The sequence below is a fragment of the Streptomyces toyocaensis genome (assembly GCF_000725125.1).
In the GTDB taxonomy this organism is placed as follows: Bacteria; Actinomycetota; Actinomycetes; order Streptomycetales; family Streptomycetaceae; genus Streptomyces; species Streptomyces toyocaensis.
The window spans coordinates 12,232-37,683 of the sequence record NZ_JFCB01000044.1 but is presented as its reverse complement, the minus strand read 5'-3'; the positions used below and the strand labels follow the sequence as shown (position 1 = coordinate 37,683).

General features: G+C 70.6%; 17 protein-coding genes. 10 read left to right on the top strand and 7 right to left on the bottom strand.

Annotation, left to right across the window (positions count from 1 at the left end; translation table 11 throughout):
- The first annotated feature begins 106 nt into the window (after window positions 1–106).
- Window positions 107–1,060 (top strand): bifunctional riboflavin kinase/FAD synthetase, encoded by a 954-nt coding sequence (locus tag BU52_RS30120; RefSeq protein ID WP_037940477.1) that lies wholly within the window; start codon window positions 107–109, stop codon window positions 1,058–1,060.
- A 63-nt stretch (window positions 1,061–1,123) separates the two neighbouring features.
- Here the strand turns inward: BU52_RS30120 and BU52_RS30115 are convergent, their stop codons facing one another.
- From BU52_RS30115 to eccE, 3 genes are all read right to left on the bottom strand, one after another.
- The gene (locus BU52_RS30115; RefSeq protein WP_078903526.1) at window positions 1,124–4,486 is read right to left on the bottom strand and encodes an SCO5717 family growth-regulating ATPase; all 3,363 of its coding nucleotides are present in this window, start codon (window positions 4,484–4,486) and stop codon (window positions 1,124–1,126) included.
- Window positions 4,487–4,837: 351 nt separating this feature from the next.
- Window positions 4,838–5,635 carry a hypothetical protein gene (locus BU52_RS30110; protein ID WP_037940473.1) on the bottom strand — a complete coding sequence of 266 codons (798 nt, stop codon included), beginning with the start codon at window positions 5,633–5,635 and terminating at the stop codon, window positions 4,838–4,840.
- Window positions 5,632–6,786: a type VII secretion protein EccE gene (gene eccE, locus BU52_RS30105; RefSeq protein WP_407702069.1), complete on the bottom strand. Its 1,155-nt coding sequence runs from the start codon at window positions 6,784–6,786 to the stop codon at window positions 5,632–5,634. Before eccE ends, BU52_RS30110 begins: the two co-directional genes overlap by 4 nt.
- Before the next feature lie 354 nt (window positions 6,787–7,140).
- Between eccE and eccB the strand changes: the two genes are divergently transcribed.
- On the top strand, window positions 7,141–8,667 hold the full coding sequence (gene eccB / locus BU52_RS30100) for a type VII secretion protein EccB (RefSeq protein WP_037940468.1): 1,527 nt from the start codon (window positions 7,141–7,143) through the stop codon (window positions 8,665–8,667).
- 77 nt (window positions 8,668–8,744) lie between these two features.
- Window positions 8,745–9,989, top strand: a complete 1,245-nt coding sequence (mycP, locus tag BU52_RS30095; protein ID WP_037940467.1) for a type VII secretion-associated serine protease mycosin — start codon at window positions 8,745–8,747, stop codon at window positions 9,987–9,989.
- Window positions 9,990–10,002: 13 nt separating this feature from the next.
- On the opposite strand, the gene BU52_RS30090 is transcribed toward mycP (BU52_RS30095), so the two are convergent.
- Window positions 10,003–10,314, bottom strand: a complete 312-nt coding sequence (locus BU52_RS30090; protein WP_037940466.1) for a DUF397 domain-containing protein — start codon at window positions 10,312–10,314, stop codon at window positions 10,003–10,005.
- Window positions 10,315–10,624: 310 nt separating this feature from the next.
- Between BU52_RS30090 and BU52_RS30085 the strand changes: the two genes are divergently transcribed.
- The 6 genes from BU52_RS30085 (at window position 10,625) to BU52_RS30060 (ending at window position 17,388) form a co-directional block, all read left to right on the top strand.
- On the top strand, window positions 10,625–10,957 hold the full coding sequence (locus tag BU52_RS30085; RefSeq protein WP_037940465.1) for a WXG100 family type VII secretion target: 333 nt from the start codon (window positions 10,625–10,627) through the stop codon (window positions 10,955–10,957).
- 32 nt (window positions 10,958–10,989) lie between these two features.
- Complete coding sequence (locus BU52_RS30080) at window positions 10,990–11,301, top strand: WXG100 family type VII secretion target (RefSeq protein WP_037940464.1); 312 nt, start codon at window positions 10,990–10,992, stop codon at window positions 11,299–11,301.
- Between the two features lie 162 nt (window positions 11,302–11,463).
- Entirely contained in the window at window positions 11,464–11,973 is a 510-nt protein-coding gene (locus tag BU52_RS34355) for an SseB family protein (protein ID WP_157847934.1), read from the top strand.
- Window positions 11,970–12,467: a hypothetical protein gene (locus BU52_RS30070; protein ID WP_037940461.1), complete on the top strand. Its 498-nt coding sequence runs from the start codon at window positions 11,970–11,972 to the stop codon at window positions 12,465–12,467. The genes BU52_RS34355 and BU52_RS30070 overlap by 4 nt, the downstream gene beginning before the upstream one ends.
- Window positions 12,468–12,490: 23 nt before the next feature.
- Window positions 12,491–16,951, top strand: coding sequence for a polymorphic toxin type 28 domain-containing protein (locus BU52_RS30065; protein ID WP_078903524.1), 4,461 nt, complete (start codon window positions 12,491–12,493; stop codon window positions 16,949–16,951).
- Between the two features lie 17 nt (window positions 16,952–16,968).
- Window positions 16,969–17,388, top strand: a complete 420-nt coding sequence (locus BU52_RS30060; protein ID WP_051858716.1) for a contact-dependent growth inhibition system immunity protein — start codon at window positions 16,969–16,971, stop codon at window positions 17,386–17,388.
- A 461-nt stretch (window positions 17,389–17,849) separates the two neighbouring features.
- Here BU52_RS30060 and mycP (BU52_RS30055) read toward each other — a convergent pair whose 3' ends face one another.
- Window positions 17,850–19,199, bottom strand: coding sequence for a type VII secretion-associated serine protease mycosin (gene mycP, locus BU52_RS30055; protein WP_037940460.1), 1,350 nt, complete (start codon window positions 19,197–19,199; stop codon window positions 17,850–17,852).
- 1,005 nt (window positions 19,200–20,204) lie between these two features.
- Between mycP (BU52_RS30055) and BU52_RS36910 the strand changes: the two genes are divergently transcribed.
- A complete protein-coding gene (locus BU52_RS36910) occupies window positions 20,205–20,333 on the top strand; it encodes a hypothetical protein (protein WP_268747633.1) in 129 nt (42 codons plus the stop codon).
- Between the two features lie 463 nt (window positions 20,334–20,796).
- On the opposite strand, the gene BU52_RS30045 is transcribed toward BU52_RS36910, so the two are convergent.
- Together BU52_RS30045 and BU52_RS30040 are read right to left on the bottom strand one after the other, a co-directional pair.
- On the bottom strand, window positions 20,797–21,303 hold the full coding sequence (locus BU52_RS30045; protein WP_037940455.1) for a hypothetical protein: 507 nt from the start codon (window positions 21,301–21,303) through the stop codon (window positions 20,797–20,799).
- A 50-nt stretch (window positions 21,304–21,353) separates the two neighbouring features.
- On the bottom strand, window positions 21,354–25,319 hold the full coding sequence (locus BU52_RS30040; RefSeq protein ID WP_037940453.1) for a type VII secretion protein EccC: 3,966 nt from the start codon (window positions 25,317–25,319) through the stop codon (window positions 21,354–21,356).
- Between the last annotated feature and the right edge of the window lie 133 nt (window positions 25,320–25,452).

Sequence of the window (25,452 nt, the reverse complement as noted above, 5' to 3'; positions counted from 1 at the left end):
CATGCCGATGCCGACCGCCGAAGTGCGGCATGGCACCCTTAGAGCTGCGCAGAGAAGTCCACGGACCCGGGTTCGTTCGACAAGGTTTCGACAAGGAGCAGGCACAGTGCAGCGCTGGCGTGGCTTGGAGGACATCCCCCAGGACTGGGGGCGCAGCGTCGTCACCATCGGCTCCTACGACGGAGTGCACCGCGGACACCAGCTGATCATCCGGCACGCCGTGGACCGCGCCCGGGAGCTGGGCGTCCCGGCGGTCGTCGTCACCTTCGACCCGCACCCCAGCGAGGTCGTCCGCCCCGGCAGCCACCCCCCGCTGCTCGCACCGCACCACCGGCGTGCGGAACTCATGGCGGGCCTCGGGGTGGACGCGGTCCTGATCCTGCCGTTCACCACCGAATTCTCGAAGCTGTCCGCGGCCGACTTCGTGGTGAAGGTCCTGGTCGACAAGCTGCACGCCAAGGCGGTCGTCGAGGGCCCCAACTTCCGCTTCGGCCACAAGGCCGCGGGCACCGTGGCGTTCCTCGCCGAGCAGGGCGAGGTCTACGACTTCGACGTCGAGGTCGTCGACCTGTACGTGACCGGTGAGGCGGGCGGCGGCGAGCCGTTCTCCTCGACGCTCACCCGCCGTCTCGTCGCCGAGGGCGAGGTCGAGGGCGCCGCCGAGATCCTGGGCCGTCCGCACCGGGTGGAGGGCGTCGTCGTGCGCGGTGCCCAGCGCGGCCGCGACCTGGGCTTCCCCACGGCCAACGTGGAGACACTCCCGCACACCGCGATCCCCGCCGACGGCGTCTACGCCGGCTGGCTGCACGCCCAGGGCGAGGCGATGCCGGCCGCGATCTCCGTCGGCACCAACCCGCAGTTCGACGGCACCGAGCGCACGGTCGAGGCGTACGCCATCGACCGCGTCGGCCTCGACCTGTACGGGCTCCACGTCGCGGTCGACTTCCTGGCCTTCGTGCGCGGGCAGGCCAGGTTCGACACGATCGAGGCGCTGCTGGAGCAGATGGCCGAGGACGTCAAGCGCTGCAAGGAGCTGGTGGCCGCGGCGGAGAAGCCGTAGCCGGTCCGCACACGGAGAGCGGCCCCTGGCGAGGGGCCGCTCTCGTGTTCCGCGGGTCAGGTCCTACTGCTGGCCGGGCCCGCCGGGCTGGGGAGGCCAGGGCCGGCCCGGGGCCTGCGGGTAGGGCTGTCCCGGCTGCACGGGGGGCTGCCCCGGGTGGGCGTGGTGCTGCCCGGGCTGCGGCTGCTGAGGCTGGGGCTGCTGCTGGGCTTGCTGCTGGGCTTGCTGCTGGGGATACGGATACGGATACGGCGTCGGCTGACCCGGCGCGGACTGACCAGGCACCGGGGGCTGGCCGGGAACCGGCTGGCCCGGCAGCGGCGGGGCGGCCACCGGCGGCGGGTTGCCGTCGGACGTCCACAGACCGTGCGACTGCTGGTGCCGGACGAAGTCCTCGGCGACCAGTGCCGCGAGGTTGAAGTACGCCTCCCGCACCTTCGGCCGCATCATGTCCAGGTCGACCTCGGCACCGGCGGCGAGGTGCTCGTCGAACGGTACGACGAGCACCCCACGGCACCGGGTCCGGAAGTGGGCCACGATGTCGTCCACCTTGATCATCTTGCCGGTCTCGCGCACCCCCGAGATGACGGTGAGGGACCGCGAGACGAGGTCCGCGTACCCGTGCGCGGACAGCCAGTCCAGCGTCGTGCTGGCGCTGCTCGCACCGTCCACGGACGGCGTGGAGATGATGATGAGCTGGTCGGCGAGGTCCAGGACCCCGCGCATCGCGCTGTAGAGCAGACCCGTACCGGAGTCGGTGAGGATGATCGGGTACTGCTTGCCGAGCACGTCGATCGCGCGCCGGTAGTCCTCGTCGTTGAACGTCGTGGACACGGCCGGGTCGACGTCATTGGCGATGATCTCCAGACCGGAGGACGCCTGCGAGGTGAACCGCCGGATGTCCATGTACGAGTTGAGGTACGGGATCGCCTGGACGAGGTCACGGATGGTGGCCCCGGTCTCGCGCCGCACACGGCGGCCGAGCGTACCGGCGTCCGGGTTGGCGTCGATCGCGAGGATCTTGTCCTGCCGCTCGGTGGCGAGGGTGGAGCCGAGCGCGGTGGTGGTGGTCGTCTTGCCGACGCCGCCCTTGAGGCTGATGACCGCGATGCGGTAGCAGGACAGCACCGGCGTGCGGATGAGCTCCAGCTTCCGCTGCCGCTCGGCCTCTTCCTTCTTCCCGCCCAGCTTGAAACGCGAACCGCCGGTCGCGGGACGGCTGCTCTTCGCCTTCTGCTTCTTGCTGTTCAGGAGCCGGTCCGACGACAGCTCCACCGCCGCGGTGTAACCGAGCGGTGCGGCACCGGGGTTGGTCGGCTGGCGCTGGTCGTGCTGGATGGGCTGCGGCCAGGCGGCCCCGGCGCGGGGATCGACGGGCTGCTGCGGTCCCTGCCCGGCGTGTGGGGGCTGGGCCTGCTGCGGAATCCCCGGGTGCTGCGGCTGCGCCGAACCGTGACCGCCGGACTGGGCCTCGGGCTGCTGCGCGGACGGCTGCTGGCCCGGGGGTGTCGGGACGGCCCCGGCGGGCGGGAACCCGTATCCGGCGGCCGGGGCGGCCGGGGCGGCCGGGGTCTCGGCGGGCGGCTGGGCCGCGGGCGCCGGGGTGCCCTGCTGCGGGAAGCCGTATCCGGCCTGCGGGGCGGGCACTTGGGCGGGCTGCTGTGCCGCCGGGCCGGGCTGGGGGAAGCCGTAGCCGGGCTGCGGCGGTGCAGTGGGCGCCGGGGTGCCCTGCTGCGGGAACCCGTATCCGGCGGGCGGCTGGGCCGCGGGCGCCGGGGTGCCCTGCTGCGGAAGGCCCTGTCCGGCCTGCGGGCCGGGCGTAGGGGGAGTTTCCGGATGCTGCGGCGCGGGCGGCTGCTGTGCCGCAGGGCCGGGCTGGGGGAAGCCGTAGCCGGGCTGCGGCGGTGCGGTGGGCGCCGGGGTGCCCTGCTGCGGGAACCCGTATCCGGCCTGCGGGGCGGGCGCCGGGGCGGGCTGCTGTGCCGCCGGGCCGGGCTGGGGGAAGCCGTACCCCGCCTGCGGAGCGGGCTGCTGCGCGGGCTGGGCGGGGGGCGCGGGCGGGGCGTTCCACGCGGCGGGCGCGGGCTGCGGGGCCTGCGGCTGGAACGGCGGCTGCTGAGCAGGCACGGCAGGCTGGGCCTGCGCCGCCGCCGGCTGAGGCTGAGCAGGGGCCGCCTGCGGCGGCTGTACGGGCCACTCGCTCGCGGGTGCGGGGGCGGCCGGGTAGGCCGACGCGGCCGGGGGTACCTGCGGTGCCTGGGGAGTCCAGGCGGGCGGGGCGTCCGACGGCACCGGGCCGGCGTCCTGCGGCGCCTCGTCCTCGTCGTCCGCGTCGACGGGAGCCTCGTCCGCGGGCACCGCGTCGTTCACCGGCTCGGCGTCCCCGGGCTCGACAGCCGCCGGTGCGTCCTCGTCGGGCGCCGCGTGCTCGGGCTCGGCGTCCGTTGCCGCCGGAACGGCGGCCTCTTCCGCCTCGGCCGGTGAGGACACGGCCTCCTCGGTGTCCCCGTCCGCAGCCAGGATGTCGTCCTCGGCGGCCTCGTCCACGGAGCTGGAGGATCCGCCGAGCTCACCCTCGCCGGACGCACCGGAAACGCCCTCGTCACCGGCCGCGTCCGGTGAGTCCGACGCGTCCCCGGAGGCACCGGCGGCGCTCTCGCCGCCCCCGTCGTCGGCGTCAGCCTCGGCCGCGGCCGCGCCCATGGTCTCGGTCTCCGCCTCGCGCTCCGCGATCTCCCGCTTCAACGCGGCGGCGGAGAAGCGAATCGTGGCCCCGCTCTCAAGATCACCGTTGTCGCTCTGCCCGCCGGTCTGTTCCGGCGGCGCCTGCTTCTCCGACTGGGTCTCTTGCGTGGACCACTGCGACTGGAACCCTCCGACCGGAATGTTCGGCACGGCCGCCGGTGACGCCGCACCGGTGTCCGAGCGCTCCTCCTCCGCTGCCGCTGCCGCTTCAGGGCGCTGCGGCTCGAACCCGCTTCCCACCGGAAGCCGCGGCACGGCCACCGGCGGCCCGGAAGGGGGCGGAGGCGGCGTGAAGGGGCCGGGCGCCGGAACGGAGGACGCCCCCACCGCGTGCGGCGGCGGAGTCAGCCCGGGCAGTGGCGGAACGGGCCCGCCGGCGGGAGGAGCCGAAGCGGGCGGGGAAGAAGGGGCGGGCGAGGGGCCGGAAACGGCCGAAGCCGAAGGACCGGCCGAACCGGGAGAATGGGAGGAGCCGGAGGAGGAGGACGACGCCCCCGAGTCCGAACTCCCCGAAGCGTTCTGCGTGTACCAGGCCGGCGGCGCGTAGTCGATGGTGAACTCGCCCGTCGTCTCGATGGCGGACTCCGCGTCGGGCTGGTCATCGCCGGGTGTCGCCCAGCCCCCGCGCGTCCCGTCCCGATCGCTGCTCACAGTTCCTCCTGATTGGTCGTGCACCCTCATGCCACGCTGGGGCGACCGGCTTGTCGTCCGAAGTGCTTCGCAGTGGTCCGAAGCCGCTCGAGGTCGTGCGAGATCCTCCGGCTCCACCGGTTTCCCCCGCCCTCACCCGGGACGCCGCCGCCCGGTTCACGGGTTCCGACGTCACGCCCACTCCCAGCCTAATCACCACCCGCCCCGCATCGGCAGGCCCGTCCGGCCACCACCCTCACTCCTTCGGGGCGTACGACGGAACACAACTGACGGCCGGTCGACCGACATCCGCAGGCAAACCGGACAAGAGTGGCACTCATGTGGGCATGAAGTGAAGGCAGGGTGAGATGACGGCGTCTCGCTCGGTGCCTTACGTCCCGCTCAGTCCATCCTTCGTGGCACGCCCAGCAGTCCGGTCTCGGCATCGGTGGGCCGGGTCGTCACGTACTGCCGGTCGCCGTCGGCGCACCAGAGCGTCACACCGTCAGCGAGGGTGGGCAGTGACTCCACCTCGTCCCGTGACAGGCTCAGGGTGCGGCCCAGTTCGGCCGCTTCGTCCGGGGAGACCCGCTGGACGCCCGCCAGCCGAGCCCGCCGGAGGAGCCCGGGAGCGACAGGACTCAAGTACGGCAGCAGCGTCAGCAGCGACTGCCAGGGCCCCGAGACGACCCGCCCCCGGGGCGGTCGCATGCCGCAGTCCCGCACGACCAGCACGGGCGTCCCCGCGGACGCGCCCTGCGGGGGCACCCGTCCCACGTCGTACACCGCGAGCCCGTTCTGCCCGCCCCCCATGGCGTGGACCATCCGCAGCCAGGACTGCGGTCGTCCCGTCTCCACCGCGACCCGCGCTCCCGTCGCCGCCGCCCGCAGCGCCAGCACCTGCGCCGTCCACAGCCCGCCGATCAGGACGACGTCGTACGGTGTCGGCCGGTTGAGCCCGAGCACCGCTGGCCGGCCGTCGGCGTCCACACCGGCGATGACGCCGTCGTCGCCGATCGGCAGCGCGAGCGCGTCCACCTGGTCCACGGGCAGCGTGTGCCGCCCGTGCCGGGGGCCGACGAGGCCGAAGCCGCTGAGCAGCCGACTGACCGGCGTCCGCCGGGTCGCGGACCGCTCGTCCCCTTCGGCGGGACCGTGCGCCCGGGCGCCGTCGGCCGTCCCTGTCGTGGACGTCGTCACCGCGCACCTCCCAGGGGCAGCGTGGCCAGCATGGCGGGGAGCTGCTCCCTGTCCAGGCGCGCCAGGCCCGCCCCGGCCTCCCGCGCGGATTCCTCCAACGCGCGGCGGGCCGCCACCAGTTCGTCGTCACTGCGTCCGGTCACCCTGAGGTGCCCGCACAGTGACACCGCCTGCCCCTCCCCGCGCGCGAGTGTGAGGCTGAAGGTGGTGGCGAGCGCCGGGACGGCGGTGACCCGTGCGACGAACTGGGGGAGCGAGGGGCCGTCGCCGCCACCGGTTCCGGGCCACCGGCGCACCCAGTACGTCGTGTGTCTGCGGTTGTCGCAGCGCCAGCTGCGGCCGGACTCCTCGGTCCGCCGCTCCCTCGCCTCGGACCGCCCGGCCTCCGCCGTCACCAGCGGATTGGCACACGCCGACGTGGCGAGGGCGGCGACCAGTTCCTCCTCGTCCAGAACGGTCGCCCGGAAACCGGCACCGGTCAGCCGGCTGGCGAGATGACGAGCCGCGCGGGCGACGCACTTGCGTGCCCCGGTCTCCCCGCCACCGCGTGCGGCCACGGCCTCGGGGCACAACTCGGGGTCCAGCCTCAGGGCGATCCATGTGATGCGCACCGCCGGGGCCTCGACCTGTTCCTGCAGCGGCGCGTAGTTGGCGACCGCCACGGACTGGCGGGGCAGATGCAGCGCGGGAGCGGGCTGGGTGTGCAGCACGATCTGCGCCGACTCCAGCCGGATGCCGTCCACCTCCAGGGCCTCACGCACCAGACGCAGTGGAAGCGGCTGCCGGCTCCGCTCGGCGCGCAGCGCGGTGGAGTCGGCCTCCACGTGCACGACCGCGGTGACGAAGGTGCCGTCCCCGACGATCCCCACCGGACGCCGGTCCCGCACCCCGTGCGAGTGGGTCCGCAGGGCCGGGGCGCACTCGAGCACCGGCACCAGCCCCGGCTCGGTCCCCGGCGGCACCTCGAGAGCCACGGTTCGCTTCTGCCGCGCCCGCAACGCCCGTGCCGTGGCGAGCCATTCGGGCAGCGAGCGTCCACGGCGCCGGACCAGGGCGAGCGCCAGCAGCACGGCGGCGACGGCCGCGGCCGGCACCAGCGCGACCGGACCGGTCACCCATCCGACGAGCAGGGCGGCCGCGGCGATCTCCATCAGCACAAGTCGTTGCAGCCGGAACGAACCACCGTGTCCCGGACGCGCCCTGAGGTGCGGCGGTCTCGGAGAGGACCGCCCGCCCGCCGGTGGCCTCCCCGTCTCTCCGGGCTCGCCCGCCGACGCCCCTGCCACCCCCGCCGGGCCACGCACCCGCGTCCCCGAAGCCCTCACCGCATCCCCCGCTCTGGTCACAACAGCCCGAGCAACTGCACTGCTGCGGCTCGCAAAGAGCCCGTACCCTACCTGCTCCGCGCGCACCGACGATCACCAGGCATAGTAGGGGGCCGGTCCGACAACGGACGGCCCGGGATTCGGATCCCCGGGGGCGGTAACGGGGAGCTGCGGTCACTCATGGCATCACGGCGGGACGAACTCAACGCCTACACGTTCGCGAAGCGGCGCATGCTTGCCGCCTTCCTCCAGCCTTCGCCGTCGGGATCGGAGGAGGGAGCCCCCCGGCCGCTGAGGGCCGTCTTACCGAGTCTGATCGTCGGGGTGCTGGTGCTGGGAGTCTTCGGCGCCTGGGGCATGTTCAAGCCCACCGCCCCGCCCGGCTGGGACGAACCGGGAACGCGGGTGATCGTCGGCAAGCAGTCGACGACCCGTTACGTCGTCCTGAGGACGGACGGCGCCACCCGCCTGCACCCGGTGCTCAACCTCGCCTCCGCACGCCTGCTGATGAAGGACGCCGGTTACAAGGTCGTCCAGGTCGACGACAAGATCCTCGACTCCGGCAAGCTGCCGCGCGGACCCATCCTCGGCATTCCCTACGCCCCGGACCGCCTGCCCTCCGCGGACGAGGCGGGCCGGGCCAAACGGTGGGCGGTCTGCGCACAGCCCGGCGGCGGGGACGGCAACGGCACGGTTCAGGAAGCCACGTTCGTGCTCGCCGGCAACGACCGGACGAAGACCGAAGGCTCCGGCCGGCTCTCCGGCGGTGACATCCTGTACGTGAAGACGCGCACCGGTGAGCGTCACCTGGTCGACGCCCGCGGAACCACGTACGCCGTCACCGGGGCGGAGAACGACCCGCTGACCGTCGCGCTCGTCGGCTCCCGCAAGCCCCAGACCGTCAGCAAGGAATGGCTCGCCACCCTCCACGAGGGCGCCCCGATCCGCTTCCCGCGGCTCCCGGTCGGCGTCGGCGAGCCCGCGGGCGTCCCGGGGCAGCTGTCGCCGGACGAGAACAAGGTCGGCACGGTCCTCAGGACGGAGACCGGCGAGGGAACCCAGTACTACGTCGTCCTCCCCGGTGAGGTGCGGCCGGTCACCGAGTTCACCGCCTGGCTCCTGATCTCCTCACCGCAGACGGCCGTGCTCGACATGAACGGCAAGGCCCGCACCGTGGGCCTGCAGGACTTCACCGCGGACACCGAGCCGTTCGCCGGCCAGCCCACCGACTGGCCCGACCGGCGGGCCCACCAGGTCAACTCCGCCGACGGCGGACGGGACACGGTGTGCAGCGTCCTGCGCGACGTGGGCAAGGACAACTCGACGGTCCTCAGCACCTGGGCGGGCAGCGGCTACCCGGTCGAGATCACGCCCGGCGGTACGAGCACCTACGTCACCCCCGGATCGGGCCAGCTCTACACCCAGATCCAGGGCACCGCGTCCGACGCCGGTTCCCTCTTCCTCGTGACGGACACCGGACTGCGGTACGCCGTCCAGGCGAACGGGGACAGCGACAGCGAGACCTCCGACATCGGTGCCGACGACGCCGGCACGGAGGCGGACGCCGGCCCCGAACCCAGCGAGGCCCAGGTCAAGCTGGGTTACCAGAACGTCCGGCCCACGAGAATCCCGCTGGCCTGGTCCGAGTTCCTCGCCAAGGGACCTCGCCTCGACACCAACAGCGCACGGCAGCCCCAGGGTTCGTGAGCCTGCGGCCCCGGGCGCACCCCCGCCCCCCTCGCACGCACGGACCATGGACGACGGACAAGAAAGGGACCGCACCGGTGTCGCCGACCAAGGCCGCCCTGCTGGCGACCGCCGTACTCCTGACCGCACTCGGCGGCCGGCCCCCCGTGCCCGCCCACGACGCGCCGGGACGCCCCCAGGAGCGCGTGCGCCTCGACGGCAGCGGTGAGTGCACCTACCCCAGCACACAGCAGTTCAAGGCACGTCCCTGGTCACTGCAGCGCGTCCTGCTGGACGAACTCTGGCAGGGCACCGACAAGGGCAAGGGCGTGCGCGTGGCCGTCGTCGACACCGGCGTCGACGACAAGAACCCGCAGCTTACGGCCGCCGTCGACAAGGCGGCAGGGCTGGACCTGCTCACCGGGGGCAAGAGCGGGGGCGACCCCACCAACGACGAGGTGGGACACGGCACCAAGGTCGCCGGCATCATCGCCGCCCGGCCCCGCGAAGGGACCGGGTTCGTCGGCCTGGCCCCGAACGCCACCGTCATCCCCATCCGCCAGAACGACGCCGACAGCAGCGGCGACTCCGGCACCATGGCCCGGGCCATCGACCACGCCGTGGCCCGGGGCGCCGACGTCGTCAACATCTCCCAGGACACCACCAAGCCCCTGTCCGCCACCTCCGCCCTGGCCGAAGCGGTCCGCAAGGCGATCGCGCGGAACGTCGTCGTGGTCGCCTCCGCGGGCAACGACGGTCTGGACGGCAAGGTCAAGAACACCTACCCCGCGGCCTTCGACGGCGTACTGGCCGTGGCCTCCTCCGATCGGAACAACGAACGGGCCGCCTTCTCACAGCCGGGTGACTTCGTCGGAGTGGCCGCGCCCGGAGTCGACATCGTCTCCACGGTCCCGGGCGGCGGCCAGTGCACGGACAGCGGCACCAGCTTCTCGGCCCCCTTCGTCGCGGGAGTGGCCGCCCTGCTCAAGGAGAAGTACCCGCACTGGACCGCGGCCCAGATCGTCACGCGGATCGAGCAGACGGCGGAGCGTTCGGTCAACGGCCACGACAACTTCGTCGGCTGGGGCGTGGTCGACCCGGTCCGCGCCGTCCAGGAGTCCGGCCTCGCCGACCCTCCTTCGACCCCCACCCCCGACCCCGGTGTGACCAGGGTCCAGGCTCCCGACGTCGCCCCGTTCTCCCTGGCGGAGACCCCGGCGGAACGGAGCGAACGCCTCGCGATCCGCGTGCTGGGCGTCACCGCGGTCCTGGTGACGGTCATCGCCGGCACCGCGGTGGTGCTGCGCGACCTGCGCCGCCGCCGGGGAGAGCGGCGGGCGTGACGCCCGCCCCCGATCACTCGGCGGCGGTCGCGTCCCCCGGCGCCGGCTCCAGGTCGAACTCCCCGTCCCGCGCCCCCAGGACGAAGGCGCGCCACTCCGCCTCCGTGTAGCGCAGCACCGTTCCCGGGTCGAGGGACGACCGCATGGCCACCGCGCCGGCGGGCAGATAGGCGATCTCCACCCGCTCCTCGTGCTCCTCCGTGCCCGGAGCGGAGTGCCACTCGACGCCGGAGATGTCCAGCGCGTACAGCTCGTCCCGCTCGCGCTCCTTGCGCGCCTTCATTTCCTCGGGCGTCTCGCGTTCCCGGTCCGGCAGATCAGCCATGGCGGAGCGGTGTCCTTTCGTGACGTACGGACGATCGACGGTCACAGTACTGGGCACCCCCACGGGCGGTGTCCGTCCGATGACCGGATCACGTGCTTTCCGCGGACAGTACCCGCCCGGAACTGGCCTGTGGCCGCTTTGCAGTTGGAACACCCACACCAAGTGACTAAAGTGGCTGCGGGTGCCACGGTTGTGGTACCGCACGGGGGCGGCGCGGCGCTGCGACCACGCGTCGCGCAGGGAGGCAGCGGTTCTTGCCCGCCAAGCACCTGGACATCCGTCCAGCACTCATGAGGAGGGGCAAGAGACCATGAGCGTCGACTACAGCGACTCGGACCTGACCGATCTCGCCGACAAGATCCGTGACTTCCACCAGGACGTCAGCAGCAGGGTCACGTCCCTCAACACCGTCGTCGACATGATCCAGGCGGGCTGGCAGGGCGCCGCGGGCAAGGAGTTCGACACCGTCCAGCGTGGTGTCAACCAGCACCTGAAGAAGCTCCAGGACGACCTCGTCGACCTGGAGGACGTCATGCGGATGAGCGTCAAGGGGTTCAACGCCCACGAGCAGGAGCGCGTCTCGGAGATCCGCCGGGTGGACAACTCCTACCAGGTCACCAGCCGCATCACCGACCTCGCCTGACCGACACCGCCGCCACCCGGGAGAAACGCACCGTGAGCGTCAACTACGACCGCACCGCCGTCAACTTCGACACCGTCACCCAGGCCGCCCAGGACGTGCGCAAGACGGCCAAGGAGATGAGCGAGCAGCTCGACACCCTCATGCGCAAGGTCAAGGCCGTCGCCGATACCTGGGAGGGCGAGGCGAAGACCGCCTACACCGAGATCCAGCGCAGCAGCAGCTCGGAGATGGACCAGATGTGCCAGAAGCTGGCCCGCATCGCCCAGCTCCTGGACGAGTCGGTCATCGGCTACAAGGACACCGACCACGGCAACGCGGCCCGCTTCCGCATGCTGATGGGCTGAGCCGGACGGCACTGTGCCGGAGGAAGAGGAGGCGGCCGGCCCCGGCCCGCCTCCTCTTCGCATGTGCGCTTCGCCACGCCCCGTACGGCAAAGGCGCGTTGCGCACCGCGAACGACGTATGTGATCTTTGAGCACACGCGTGCGAACGGGGGCGGCGCCGACATGACAACAACCAGTGATGCCACCACGGCGAAGTCGGAGGGAGTACGGCAGCCGCCGGACGACACGGTGGGCCTGGCGGGGACGGTTCGACGGGCGAAGAGCGGTGAGGCGTCCCCGCAGGACGTCTTCGACGCGTTCCTCCGAGCCCGCGTCTATTGCGAACGACCGGAAGAACCGGGCTTCTTGACGATGACTGCGCCACAGTCCCCGGTCGGCGACGCGCCGCCGCGCTCCCGCATCCTCGACCTGGCCACGCCCACCGCCGACCCCGCCACCCCCTCCCCGGCCCGACTGGTACCGGTGTTCACCTCACTGGAACAGTTCCAGCTCTTCACAGACGGCGGGGCCTGGTTCTCGACGACGGGCGCCGACCTCCTGGACCTCCTGCCACCCGGACTCGACGTCTGGCTGGACCCGGCCGCCGAGCACACCGTGCGCCTCGCCTCGGCCGCCACCGTCACAGAACCCGTGCTGCACATCTCGTACCGACCCCGGGGCAGCGCGGCATGAGCGACACACAGGCATGGCTCATCCCCAGGGGCGCGGACGGCGGCGAGTTCAAGTGGGAAGTGCAGTTCCTCCAGTCGATCGCACGGCCGCTGGAGGAGTCGACGTCCGCCGCCCGGAAGATCTCCGAGGAACGGGCGGACCAGCGCTTCGACAACGTCTTCCAGGTCACCGAGGAGAACACCGGAGCCGGCGAAGTCACCGAGGCGGTCAACGACTTCCTCGACAAGTGGTGCCACGGCCTGGGCTGCATCGCCGACGACGCCGACCTGATCGTCACCGCGCTGAGCGCCACGATCAACGACTTCCTGGTCACGGAGACCAAGAACCGGTACAAGGTCCTGATGCTCGAGCGGCAGGAACAGTTCAAGGACGACCACCCCGTCACCGCGTTCCTCGAGGAGCATGGACTCGCCGAGAAGGGCGAGGTTCAGGCCCGCCTGGTGCCGGTGGAGCGCGACGGCCAGGACCAAACCCCTGACGGACCCCAGAAGTAGCGGCAGGAGCGGGAACACCCAGCATGTCGGAGAAACGGTTCCTCTTCCGCCGTATATGGATCGGCCCCGACGACACGGTCCAGGACTGGGTCCCGGGCAAACCCGCGGAGCTCGACCGGCTGATCAAGAAACTCGGCGGCGCGGCGGCACACTTCGGCGAGGGCGCGGAGCAACTGCGCAAGCTCAACACCGACCCCTGGCAGGGCGAGGCCGCCGAGGAGTTCCGCAAGACGGTCAAGAAGCTGCCCAAGGACCTCGACGGGGCGATGGACGCCTTCGTGGAGGCGGGCGCCGCCGTACTCGCCTACCGCGAAGTGCTCGACGGGGCCCAGCGCCTCACCCAGCAGATCCTCGACCACGAGGCGCCCGTCGCCCGCGACCTCTCCCGCCAGTACACCAAGGCCGTGGACGACTACAACGCGGCGATCAAGACCGACGCGGCCACGCTGCCCACCCGGCCCCCCGAGACCGACCCGGGCAGGACCGCCATGGCGGAACTGATCGAGCGGATCAACACCGCTCAGGGCGACGTCGCGGACGCGGCCGCCGTCGCGAAGCGGACGCTGCACAAGGCCGCCGAGAAGGCCCCCAAACGGCCGAGCGGCTGGCAGCGCATGACCGACGGCGTGAAGGAGGGCTGGAACGACCTCGTCGAGTTCGGCCTCGCAGTCAACCCGGGCCGACTGCTCACCGAACCGAAGGCCTACGTGCACGACGCAGCGATGGTCATCGACGGCGGCGTCGGCGCGGTCAGGAACCCGGTCGGCTTCTCGAAGGACGTCTACCAGGGCGCCTCCCACACCTGGGACGAATTCCAGAAGGACCCCGCGCGCATGCTGGGCTACGCGGTGCCCAGCCTGGCCGGCGGAGCGGCCTACAAGGGCGCGGGAAGCCTGGCCCGCTACATGGACGGCCGCAACGCCCTCGGCAGCCCGACGGGCCTGGGCACGGCCGGCTCCCACCTGGACGGGAGCGACCCCGGCACCCACAGCGACAGCCACGCCACCCAGCACAGCCCTGACGACCCGGTGGACCTGGCCACCGGCAAGATGTACTTGCCGCAGACCGACGTGACCCTCCCCGGAACACTTCCCCTGGTGTTCAAACGCCGGGCGGAGTCCGGCTACCGCGCCGGCCGCTGGCTCGGCCCCTCCTGGTCCTCCACCGTCGACCAGCGGCTCGAGATCGAGCCGGACCGCATCGTCTTCGTCCACGAGGACGGTCTGATCCTGGCCTTCCCCCACCCGGCGCCGGACGGTACAAGCCTGCCGACGGAAGGACCACGCTGGGAGCTGCGCTCCGAGCCCGAGGGCTACACGATCACGGCCCCCGCGCTCGGCCGCACCTGGCACTTCACCCGGCATGCCGACGACCACGCCCTCCTGGACCGGATCGACGACCGCAACGGCAACCGCATCACCTTCGAGCACGACACGGACGGCACCCCCACCGCCCTTTCCCACAGCGGCGGCTACCGCATCCGGATCACTGCCGAAGACCACCGGATCACCGCCCTTCACCTGGTCGGTGGGGCCCCCGACGGCAGCGACCAGCAACTGATCCGCTACGGCTACTCGACGGCGGGCGACCTCACCGAGGTGGTGAACTCCTCCGGCCTGCCGCTCCGCTTCACCTACGACGAAGCGGGCCGCATCACCTCCTGGACCGACACCAACGACCGCAGCTACGCCTACGCGTACGACGACCGCGACCGCTGCATCGCCGAGGGCGGCACCGAAGGCCACGTGAGCCTGCGGATCGCCTACACCGACCGGGACCCCGAGACGGGCCTGCGCACCACCACAGCCACCACGGGCAACGGACACGTCTACCGTTACTTCGTCAACGAACTGTGCCAGGTGGTGGCCGAGGTCGACCCGGTGGGTGCGGTGACCCGCTTCGACCGGGACCGTTACAACCGCCTGCTGTCCCGCACCGACCCCCTGGGCCACACCACCCGCTTCACCTACGACGCAGCAGGCAACCTCACCTCGGTCGTGCACCCCGACGGCCGCGAGTCCCAGGCCGACTACAACGACCTCCGCCTCCCCACAACGGTCCGGCACCCGAACGGCACCACCACCCACCAGACGTACGACGGCCACGGCAACAGAACCTCACTGACGGCACCGACGGGCCACACCACCCGTTTCACTCACGACGAGCAGGGCCGCCTGACGGCCGTGGTCGACCCCCTGGGCCACACGACCACGATCCACTGCGACGACGCGGGCCTCCCCCTACGCATCACGGACACCCTCGGCGCGACGACGTCCTACGAACGCGACGCCTTCGGCCGCCCCGTCACGATCACGGACCCCACGGGCGCGACGACCCGCCTCGAGTGGACGGTGGAGGGCCGCCTGGCCCGCCGCACCGCCGCCGACGGCACGACCGAGTCCTGGACCTACGACGGCGAGGGCAACTGCACCACCCACACCGACCGACTAGGCGGAGTCACACACTTCGCATACACGCACTTCGACCTGCTGACGGCCCGCACGGGCCCGGACGGAGTGCGCTACGAGTTCGACCACGACACAGAACTGAACCTCACCAAGGTCACCAACCCTCAAGGCCTGACCTGGACCTACACCTACGACCCCGCCGGCCGCCTGGCCACGGAGACCGATTTCGACGGCCGCACCCTCACCTACACCTACGACGAGGCCGGCCGCCTGACGTCCCGCAGAAACGTGCTGGGCCACACCCTCTCCTACGAACGTAACGCGCTCGGCCAGGTGACCACCAAACACACACCCGACGGAGTAACCACCTACACATACGACCCGACCGGCCAACTGATCGAGGCCACCGGCCCCGACGGCACAACCCTGACGATCGACCGGGACACGCACGGCCGAGTCCTCTCCGAAACGGTCGACGGTCGCACCCTCACCTACACCTACGACGAGTTCGGCCGCCGCACGGCCCGCACGACCCCCACCGGCGCGACCACCACCTGGACCTACGACGCGACCGGCCGCAGCACCGAGATGACGGCCTCGGGCCGCACCATCGCCTTCACCTACGACCCAGCCGACCGCGAGCTGACCCGCCGCATAGGCGAAACGCTCACCCTGGACCACACCTACGACCCCTTGGGCCGCCTGACCACCCAATCGGTAACGGGCACGGCAAACCGTCCGCTGCAACACCGCGCGTACACCTACCGCGCCGACGGCAACCTGATCGGCATCGAGGACCAGCTCTCCGGCACGCGCCGCTTCGACCTGGACCCGATGGGCCGCGTGACGGCCGTGCACGCCGCGAACTGGACGGAGCGCTACGCCTACGACGAGGCCGGCAACCAGACCTCCGCGTCGTGGCCGACGTCGCATCCGGGCGGCGAAGCAACCGGTTCCCGCGCTTATGCGGGCACCCGCATCACCCGGGCCGGCCGCGTCCGCTACGAGCACGACGCCCTGGGCCGCACCACCCTCCGCCAGAAACCCCGCCTCTCCCACAAGCCGGACACCTGGCACTACACCTGGGACGCGGAAGACCGCCTGACCGCGGTCACCACCCCCGACGGCACCCGCTGGCGCTACACCTACGACCCCCTGGGCCGCAGAACGGCCAAACTCCGCCTGGCCGACGACGGCGAAACGGCCACCGAGCAGATCCTCTTCACCTGGGACGGCACGACCCTCTGCGAACAGACGACAACATCCCCGTCCCTCCCGAACCCGGTCACCCTGACCTGGAACCACCGGGGCCTCCACCCCATCACCCAGTCGGAACGCATCACCGCCGCGAACGCCCCCCAGCACGAGATCGACTCCCGCTTCTTCGCCATCGTCACCGACCTGGTCGGCACCCCCACCGAACTCATCGACGAGCAGGGCGACATAGCCTGGCGCACCCGCAGCACCCTCTGGGGCACCACCGCCTGGCCAACCTCCAGCACGGCCTACACCCCCCTCCGCTTCCCCGGCCAGTACTACGACCCGGAAACAGGGCTCCACTACAACTACTTCCGCCACTACGACCCGGAAACGGCGCGATATCTCACGCCTGATCCGCTTGGTTTGCAGCCGGCTCCGCATCCGACCACATACGTTTACAATCCGCTTACGTGGAGTGATCCGCTGGGGCTTGCCCCGGTGGAAAGCTGCCGTGAGTTGGGGCTGACTCCAGCCGCTCAGCGAGCTATCGAAAAATTCGAGAATACGAGGGCAGACCCCCTGGGTGACATCAATTCGCAGCCGAATCACAATCACTACGATGCGGCCAGAAGAGAAGCGAATGGTGAGGTCGTAGCTCGCAAGCCGGACGGGACGCCTTTCGATCACATCGCCGAACTAAAGCAGGCGAGAAGTGCTCTGGACAAGGTGCGCCGAGTTTTGGAAAGAGAGCTAGAAGCTCTGCCGGATGGGTTGACGGACAGAGGTTTGGAAGTGCTGATCACGAAGCGCAAAGAAGTGATTGACGAGCTGGATCGCCTGAATGGATTCCTACATTCCATCGGGCATCGTAAGTAAGAAAGCGGAGGCAGAAAGTGCTGGCAGGGTTTGTCGACAGGGGCAAGTCGGTCGAAGAACTTGAGGAGGTCCGTTGGCCGGATCCGCCAACGGACACCACACCGCTGGTACGCAGTGTTTACGAGCTGCGAAAGAAGCCGATCAAAGATCTGACGGTCGAGAACCTGCGTCGCCTCGTGGGGCAGGACGTCGGTCTGCGTTGGCTCTTGCCTGTGGCCCTGGATTTTCTGCGAGAAACGGCAAGGGAAGAGGAGACGAGCGGTTGGTTCGACGACGACCTGCTCTCAGCAGTGGTAACCAGGAAAGAAGAAGCGTGGAGGTCTGCCCCTGAACTCGCCCGCCACCTCGACGAGACGGTGAGGATGCTCACCGATCTGTCGCCGTACGTTCAACATGACGTGAGTCGATTCAGAGAAGCGCTGTCGGACATCCTGTAAGACCCTCATCGCACGACGGCTGATCCAGCCGGCAGACTCTGATTGTGTTTGCAGCCCAACGGCAGGCAGGGAAAGTTGGGCGAGAGGTGGATGACAGGGTGGTGGCAGAGGGGAAGCAGCCTCGGGGCCAATATGTCGATCGCGGCTTGCTATGCGTTGTGATGGGCGGGTTACTCAGGCGGAAGTCGGAACTCAGACAGCAGGGGTGATTCCACGATGAAGATCAACCTCGATGGCGCCTGGAATGTGACGGTGACAGATGAGCCCCTGTCCGTCATCCCCCGCTTCGCAGGCGACTCCATAAGCGTCGCGGTGCTGCGCCTCCTGCTGAGCCGCCCCCAGACGGGGCGAGCTGGTTCAGGCACGTGCTGCTCTGTTGCCGTGCGAGGGCGCTTTCTCGGGCCTGGCCCCACATCTCGTCGAATGACACGTCGGTTCCTTTGTGCTGGGAATCGGTGGCCTCAGCGCTGTGGGCCTTGCCCGGTTCCGGACCCGGGTGGCGGGCCGTAGGGGGAGTGAGGCGGTGGGAAGGGAGGTGCCGCCGGTACCTGGGTCGAGCGTCGGCGGCGGGCGCGGAGGGTGGGGACAGCGACGCCTGCTGCGAGAAGCGCAGCAGCTGCGACGCCCATAGCTATCCACGCACCGTTGATGCCGTCATCGTCGGCCGAAGCGGCAGTCGCGGGCTTCGGCTTGTCGACTGCGTCGTCGTCGCCTCCCGCGCCTGCGGATGCTGAGGTTGCGGCCGACGGAGGTTCTGAGGCAACTGCCAGGTCGGGTAGCGGGTACTCGTCCGCTGGGCCGGGGTTGCCAGGATCCTTCAACGCGATGCGGGGACGGACGATGCCGTAGCCGATGGAGTCTGTGCGCTCCGCGCCGTTCTTGGCTTTTCCTGCGGTGTTCAGCATGACCCGGAGCACCTGGTGGTTGGTCCAGTCGGGGTGCTGGGCCCAGATGAGCGCGGCGGAGGCTGACGCCAGGGCTGAGGCACTACTCGTGCCGCTCCCCGTGCAGACCTGGGTTCCTCCCGAGCAGGCATTGACGATGTCACCACCGGGGGCTGCGAGGTCTACTTGTGGGCCGCGCTGGGACTGTTCCAGAGCCCTGCCCTTCTTGTCGGTTGCTCCCACGCCCACGACGCCAGGCGCGGCTGCCGGATAGACCTTGAAATTGGCTTTGTCTCCGCTGTTTCCTACGGCGGCGAAGATCAACTTGCCCTTGTCGATGGCGTACCGAACGGCCGAGGCAAGTTCCGGCGTTCCGGCGTTCTGCTTGCCCGGAGCGTTCGCGGCGCCCATGGAGATGTTGATGATGCGGGCCTCGGAGTCCGCCGCATAGCGAATCGCCTTGGTCATCGCGCCCGAGAACGCCGCATGGCTGTCGACTTGCCCGTAATCCTCTGTGCTGTAACGCATCCGGACAGGGAGGATTTTGGCTTCCGGCGCCAAGCCGTAGGAGCCGTGAAGGGACCCACGGCTTCCGGTGGCCGCGATGAGCGCAGCCATGCCCGTTCCGTGGTTGTCGATGTCGGTGTGCTCGTCACCGCGCTGCTTCGAGAAGTCCTTCCCGCTCAAGACCTGCCCCTGCAGGTCGGCGAGGGTGTCGTCGACGCCGGAGTCGATGACTGCCACGGTGATCCCCCGGCCCTTGCTGACCTTCCACATTTCGTCGGCGCGCATGGCCTTGAGGTGCCACTGCATGTCACGTACCGACTCGGCGTGGGCGGGGGTGGCGGCAACACCGACCAGCAGCAGGCTGAGGGCAGCCGTTGCCATTGAGAAGGGCCGCCGCGTGCGCCTGCTGCTGGTGTACATGTGCCTTCCTGGAAACGAGGTGATCCGACGGCTCAGTCGACGACTGGAGGAATCGAACGGCGGCGACTGCCGACCCAGGTCTCCTCCTCTTCCTCGAGGCGGTTCGGCCGTCGCTGACTCTGATCCTTCTGGTTGTCTCGACGGGAGACCGACTGGTGGGCCGGGTGCACAGTGCCTCCAGCGCGACCGGTTGCCGAACCCTGGTTCGGGTCCGCGGCGCCCGGGGGGCGGATCAGGCCTGCGCCACCGGGCGTGAACGACCGTGGACCGGTACGGCCTGGTTGAGCCAGCCCTCTACCAACTACACCACCGGTCTCCGAGGCGAGACGTCGGGATCCATGCGCTGCGTTCTGCCCCGTCACAGGGGCGGCTCCCATGGGGATGCCGGGAGAGGATGCGCGCCCAAGCGGCATGCGCCCCTGCCCTGAGTCGCCGCCAATGACCGTTCCTCGCGGAAGCCCAGTTGGGGGCCGAGCGGTAGTGGGGGTCACCGGGCGGCCACCGATGATGCCGGTTTCACGCGCAGGACGGGGGACACCGCCACTGCCGCCAGCCTGTCCTGGAAGCAGTGGGAGGCGAACCTGTGCTGAAGTCGGTGGAGGCCCAAGCGGGCCAGGCAACCCACCACGGCCGTTCCTGGTCGGCTGGACGACGAGGGGTTGCACAGGGTGCGGGCTCTCAGGGCGTGGTGCGTTGCTGCTCGGCGGCACAGTTGTGTTGAGAGGTGCCGTATTCCGTGTCTCCGGTAGGGAGGTGACTCCGTCGATGTTCATGGCAGCAGGCGGTGGTGGAGCAGCCTGCTCACTGCCGGCCGGGGCGGCGAGGGGCGAAGGACCAGGAGCCGTGGTGGGCTGCGCCGGGTTGAGTGTTTCGCTCCTGTCACCGTTGACGGCGGGGCCGGGGTTCACCGTGGTCGTCGGACCGGAACCGCCCGTGTCAGGAGCGACGTACTCCTGCGGGGTATACCAAACGGCGGGAGTCATGTGAGCGGCCGGCGGCGCAAACGTGGGCGGCGGCACGCTGTTCACCTGCTGCGCCGAGTACTCGTACGTCTGCGCCAGCTTCCGCAACTGCTGGATCGCCTCCGCCCGCGCCGCCTCCACCCGCTGCTGTGCCGCCGTCGCGTCGGACTGAGCCGTCTGGGCCAGCTTGCGGGCGTCCGGGTCGTTACGAGCGCCCGGGTCCTGTGCCGCCGCGATGGTCTTCCGCGCGTCGGCGAGGTCCGCCTTGGCCTGGGTCGTCTCGGACGTGGCCGGCATCGCCGCCTTGGCCTCGGCCACCGCCTGGGCGACCGTGGCCATCCAGCGGGACGCCACCTCGGCGTACTGGCCCAGACGGAGCGTCGCGGCGGCGCTCTGCCCTCCCCAGTCGCGGAAGGCGTCGCCGCCCTCACCCTGCCACTCGAGCCCCTTGACGTACGTCATGAGGTCGTCGCCGATCCCGGTGATCGTCGACGAGGCCTTGGCGAGCTTCGTGGCGAGGTGGGAGGCACCTTCCGAACTCGCCGAGTCGAGGAGTGCGGCCAACTGCTCGTGCGTCATGGACTCGAAGTCCGTGCGAGCGAGTTTCGGCGTTCCGCGGCCTGACTGCTCGGCCATCAGTAGGTCCCCTCTTCACCGGTGGGCCCGGATTCGTCGGCAGTAGGGACCGGTCGCTCCACATACGGATCCCGCTCCACGACGTAGTACTTCTCCGCCTCCGCGTTGACCGCCCTCATCCGCGCCTTGATGTCGGCGTCCAGGTTCTCGTAGCCCACCCGGGACGCCTGTACCGCCAGGCCCATGCCCTCGATCTGCGCGCCCAGGGCCTTGGAGAGTTTCTCCAGCTCGTCGTGGACGACGGCGTACGAGTCGTAGAGGAACTGTGCTTCCTTGAACTCCGCGGAGCCCAGCTGGGCGCGGGACAGGCGGTCCCGGCCGACCTTGGCCGGGGCGGCCTCGGAGTCGTCCAGCTCCCGAAGCAGTTCGTCGACGCGCTTCTTGAAGCCCTTCATGGCGCTGTGCTGGATGTCCAGCGCCATCGCCGGGTTCACACCGGACAACGTGTCGAACGCCTTCCCCGTGTCCGGCACGCTGCCCGTACCGCCGCCCCCGTTCGAACTCACCTCAGCAGCCTCCCCGTTCTCCCCGTACGTCCCCGTATCAGTCGATCACCCTAATGCCGTTGCGGAAGCAAGCCCACCTGAATCAGTGGCGTACCGCGCTTGCGCGACACGAACACGCCACGCCCCGGGGGCATGGGCCGGGCGCGCACATGGCCCAGGATGTCGCCCTCGCTCGGGTCGCCCGAAAGGACCACGCCCTGGGCGCCCAGTTCCTTCAGACGCTGCATGAACGACTCGAACATCGCGCGGGACGCGCCGGCCGAGTTCCGCGCGATGATGAACTTCACGCCCACGTCACGGGCGAAGGGCAGATGCTCCACCAACGGTGACAGCGGATTGCCGGAGTTGGTGGCGACCAGTTCGTGGTCGTCGACGATGATGAACAGTTGCGGACCACTCCACCAGCTGCGATCGCGCAGCTGCTGCGGCGTGATGTCGGGCTTGGGCGCGCGCCTCTCCATGAACTGCCGTACGGCGTCCATGTGCACCTGCATCGCCGACGCCATCGGGGCGTACTCCAGCAGGTGGCTCTCCGGCACCGCCTCCAGCATGGTGCGCCGGTAGTCGCCGACCACGATGCGTGCCTCGGCGGGGGTGTAGCGCTCGGCGATCTGCTTGGCGATCAGGCGCAGCAGGTTCGTCTTGCCGGACTCGCTCTCGCCGAAGACGAGGAAGAAGGGATCGGTGTCGAAGTCGATGAACACCGGCTCGAGGCCGGCCTCGTCGATGCCGATCGCGATGCCGTGCTGCGGGAACTCGAAGCCCTTGGGCAGCTGGTCGGCGGGCAGCTTGCGGGGCAGCAGACGCACGGTCGGGGCCGACGGGCCCTGCCAGTTGTCCTTGACCGTCCGGACCAGCTGGGCGGTGGCGTCGGACAGGTCGTCCGCTGTGGAGGCCGAGTCGATCCGCGGCAGCGCCGTCATGAAGTGCAGCTTGGCGGGAACCTGCCCACGGCCCGGCACCCCGGTCGGCACGTTCAGGGCGACCTTGCGGTCGAACTCGGAGTCCATGGCGTCGCCGAGCCGCAGCTCCAGGCGGCCGAGGATCTGGTCCTTGAGAACCGCGCGCACCTCCATGTAGCGCGAGGCGGACAGCACCACGTGGACGCCGTGGCCGAGGCCCCGGGCGGCGATGTCGTTGACGACGCCCTCGAGGCCCTCGTAGTCGTTGCGGAAGGTGCCCCAGCCGTCGATGACGAGGAAGACGTCGCCCCACGGCTCGCCGGGCAGGTCGCCCGCCGCGCGGCGCCGGCGGTAGGTGGCGACCGAGTCGATGCCGTGGGCGCGGAAGAACTGCTCGCGGCGGTTGAGGACGCCGGCGACCTCGGCGACCGTACGCCGCACCCGCTCCGGGTCGAGACGCGAGGCGACGCCGCCCACGTGCGGCAGATCGGCCACCGCGGACAGGCCGCCACCGCCGAAGTCCAGCCCGTAGAACTGGACCTCATGGGGCGTGTGCGTGAGCGCGAAGGCGGTGATCAGGGTGCGCAGCAGGGTCGACTTGCCCGACTGGGGGCCACCGACCACCAGCATGTGGCCCGCCGCGGCGGAGAAGTTCTGGAAGAGGATCTCCCGCTTCTGCTCGAAGGGCTTGTCGATCAGACCGAGCGGGACTGTCAGGCTGCCCGGTACGGGGTGGTCCGCCGGGTGGACCCCTCGCTCGGCGGAGACGGTCAGGGCGGGCAGCAGCCCGTCCAGCGACGGTGCCCGGTCCAGCGGCGGCAGCCACACCTGGTGCGCGGGCACCCCCTGCCCCTCCAGTCGCTGCACGACGACGTCCAGGACGGTGTCGGCCAGCGCGTCGTCCTCCTGCCGCCGCCCGGGCGCCCGGGCCCGGTCCGGGTCCGAAGCCGCGTACGACACGGGTACCGGGGCCGCGGTGAACAGCGCGGGCCGGCGCTCGACGGGCATCCTGCTCCCGCGTCCGGCGTCCGGGTCGCCCGCGCGGTACGGCCCCGACACGTACGCCGCCTTGAACCGCACCATCTCGTCCGTCCCGCACTTCAGGTACCCGGAGCCGGGAACGGAGGGCAGGTGGTAGGCGTCCGGCACGCCGATGGCGGCGCGGGACTCGGCCGCCGAGAACGTCCGCAGGCCGATGCGGTACGACAGATAGGTGTCGAGGCCGCGCAGCCTTCCCTCCTCCAGCCGCTGGGAGGCGAGCAGCAGATGCACACCCAGCGAACGGCCGATGCGTCCGATCTGGATGAACATGTCGATGAAATCGGGTTTCGCGGTGAGGAGTTCGCTGAACTCGTCGATCACGATCACGAGTGAGGCCAGGGGCTCCAGCGGAGCGCCAGCGGCACGCGCCCTCTCGTAGTCGTGGATGCCCGCGAAGTTGCCCGCGGCGCGCAGCAGCTCCTGTCGGCGCTGCAGTTCGCCGCGGATCGCGTCACCCATGCGGTCGACGAGGGTCAGGTCGTCGGCGAGGTTGGTGATCACGGCGGCGACGTGCGGCATCCGCGACATGCCCGCGAAGGTCGCGCCGCCCTTGAAGTCCGCCAGAACGAAGTTCAGCGTCTCCGAGGAGTGGGTGACCGCGAGGCCCAGCACCAGCGTGCGCAGCAGCTCCGACTTCCCGGAGCCGGTCGCGCCCACGCACAGGCCGTGCGGGCCCATGCCGTCCTGCGCGGCCTCCTTGAGGTCCAGCATCACGGGCCGGCCGTCCTCGCCGACGCCGATCGGCACCCGCAAGCGCTCCGGTGCCGACCGCGGCCGCCAGGTCCGCGCCACGTCCACGGCCGCCGCGTCCCCCAGCCCGAGGAGCTCGGTGAAGTCCAGGTTGGCGAGCAGCGGTTCGTCGTCGTCCCCGCCGCCCAGGCGCAGCGGCGCCAGCTGCCGCGCGAGTGCCTCGGCGGCGGGCAGGGACAGTCCGTCGGGCTCACCCTCGTACGCGATCCCGGCACCCGAGTCGAGCCACAGCCGTTCAGGGCGTACGACGACCGACAGGTCACCGCGGGGCTGGTCCAGCTCACCGGCGACGACCTCCACGATCGTCACGCCCTGCAGCCCCTCCGCGGCCGCGAAGGCGGAGGTCGGGGGGACCATTCCGCCGTCGAGGACGATCAGCAGGTGCGGCTGGTCCAGCAGCGGCCTGCCCTCCCTGCTGAAGCGGGGCCGGCCGTCCAGCTGGTCCGCCAGCAGCTGTTCCAGCTCGCCGAGGTCGTCCCCGAAGAGGCGGCGCGTGCCGGCCCCGTCGAACACCCCCGGTACCTGGCAGTGCGGAAGCCACTTCGTCCAGTCCCACCGGTCCACGGCGCCCGGCGCCGTCACGACGGCGAGCACGAGGTCCTCGGGGGAGTGCAGCGTGGCGGCCTGGGCGACCAGCGCGCGGGCGGCCGCCCAGGCGTGCTCCGGATCGCCGGAGACCGTCACGTGGTAGAAGGCGCGCAGCGAGACGGCGACCGGCAGGCCGTCCAACTGGCCGTGCACGGAAAGGAAGCGCTGCATGGCGCCCGCGCACAACGGCTCCAGCTCGTCGACCGGCGCGGTGTGCGGAGCGGACAGTGGTGTCGCAAGCTGCTGCGGGCCGAGGCCGAGTCGCACCTGCCCGAAGTCGGCGTCCCCGACGCGTCGTTCCCACACCCGGCTGCCTTCGGCGACCACCGCCCACAGCTGCTCGGGAGCGGGGTGCAGATACAGCTGTGCGTCCCGCTGGCGGCCCGCCGTCCCACGGACCTTGCGGCGGGTCTGCGCGAGGTAACGGAGGTAGTCCCGGCGCACATCGGCCATTTGCCCCTGTGTACCGCGCCGGTGGCGGACGATCTGGGCGACCACCATCGCCGCCGTCGACACCAGCATGACCACGCCCATGATCCGCATGAACGGATGGGCGTTGGGGGAGGCGAAGTAGAACACCACCGACGACCCCATGCCGAGCGTCGGCAGCACCTGCATCAGCATGCCTTCCTGCTGCCCGCGCGGCAGTTCGGGAGGCGTCTCCAACTGCAGCTCGACGGAGGGCACTTCGGGCGGCAGGGTACGTGGTGGGCGCTTGACGACGATCTGGCTCACCGAGGCATCAGTCCCCCTGTGCGGACGATCGGTTTGCGCACCGCACCCCCGTGGTGACGGTCGTCCTCCACACTGCGGCGATCCTACGTGCCGTCACCGACACCGCCTGTCGGTAGGGTTGCGCCCCGCAGCG

Bases quoted from the DNA above. Each gene is read 5' to 3' on its own strand.
- BU52_RS30090 (WP_037940466.1), bottom strand. From the start codon at position 10,314: ATGGCTGATCTGCCGGACCGGGAACGCGAGACGCCCGAGGAAATGAAG.
- eccE (WP_407702069.1), bottom strand. From the start codon at position 6,786: ATGGAGATCGCCGCGGCCGCCCTGCTCGTCGGATGGGTGACCGGTCCG.
- BU52_RS30065 (WP_078903524.1), top strand. From the start codon at position 12,491: ATGTCGGAGAAACGGTTCCTCTTCCGCCGTATATGGATCGGCCCCGAC.
- BU52_RS34355 (WP_157847934.1), top strand. From the start codon at position 11,464: ATGACAACAACCAGTGATGCCACCACGGCGAAGTCGGAGGGAGTACGG.
- eccB (WP_037940468.1), top strand. From the start codon at position 7,141: ATGGCATCACGGCGGGACGAACTCAACGCCTACACGTTCGCGAAGCGG.
- BU52_RS30070 (WP_037940461.1), top strand. From the start codon at position 11,970: ATGAGCGACACACAGGCATGGCTCATCCCCAGGGGCGCGGACGGCGGC.
- mycP (WP_037940460.1), bottom strand. From the start codon at position 19,199: ATGTACACCAGCAGCAGGCGCACGCGGCGGCCCTTCTCAATGGCAACG.
- BU52_RS30115 (WP_078903526.1), bottom strand. From the start codon at position 4,486: ATGAGGGTGCACGACCAATCAGGAGGAACTGTGAGCAGCGATCGGGAC.
- BU52_RS30085 (WP_037940465.1), top strand. From the start codon at position 10,625: ATGAGCGTCGACTACAGCGACTCGGACCTGACCGATCTCGCCGACAAG.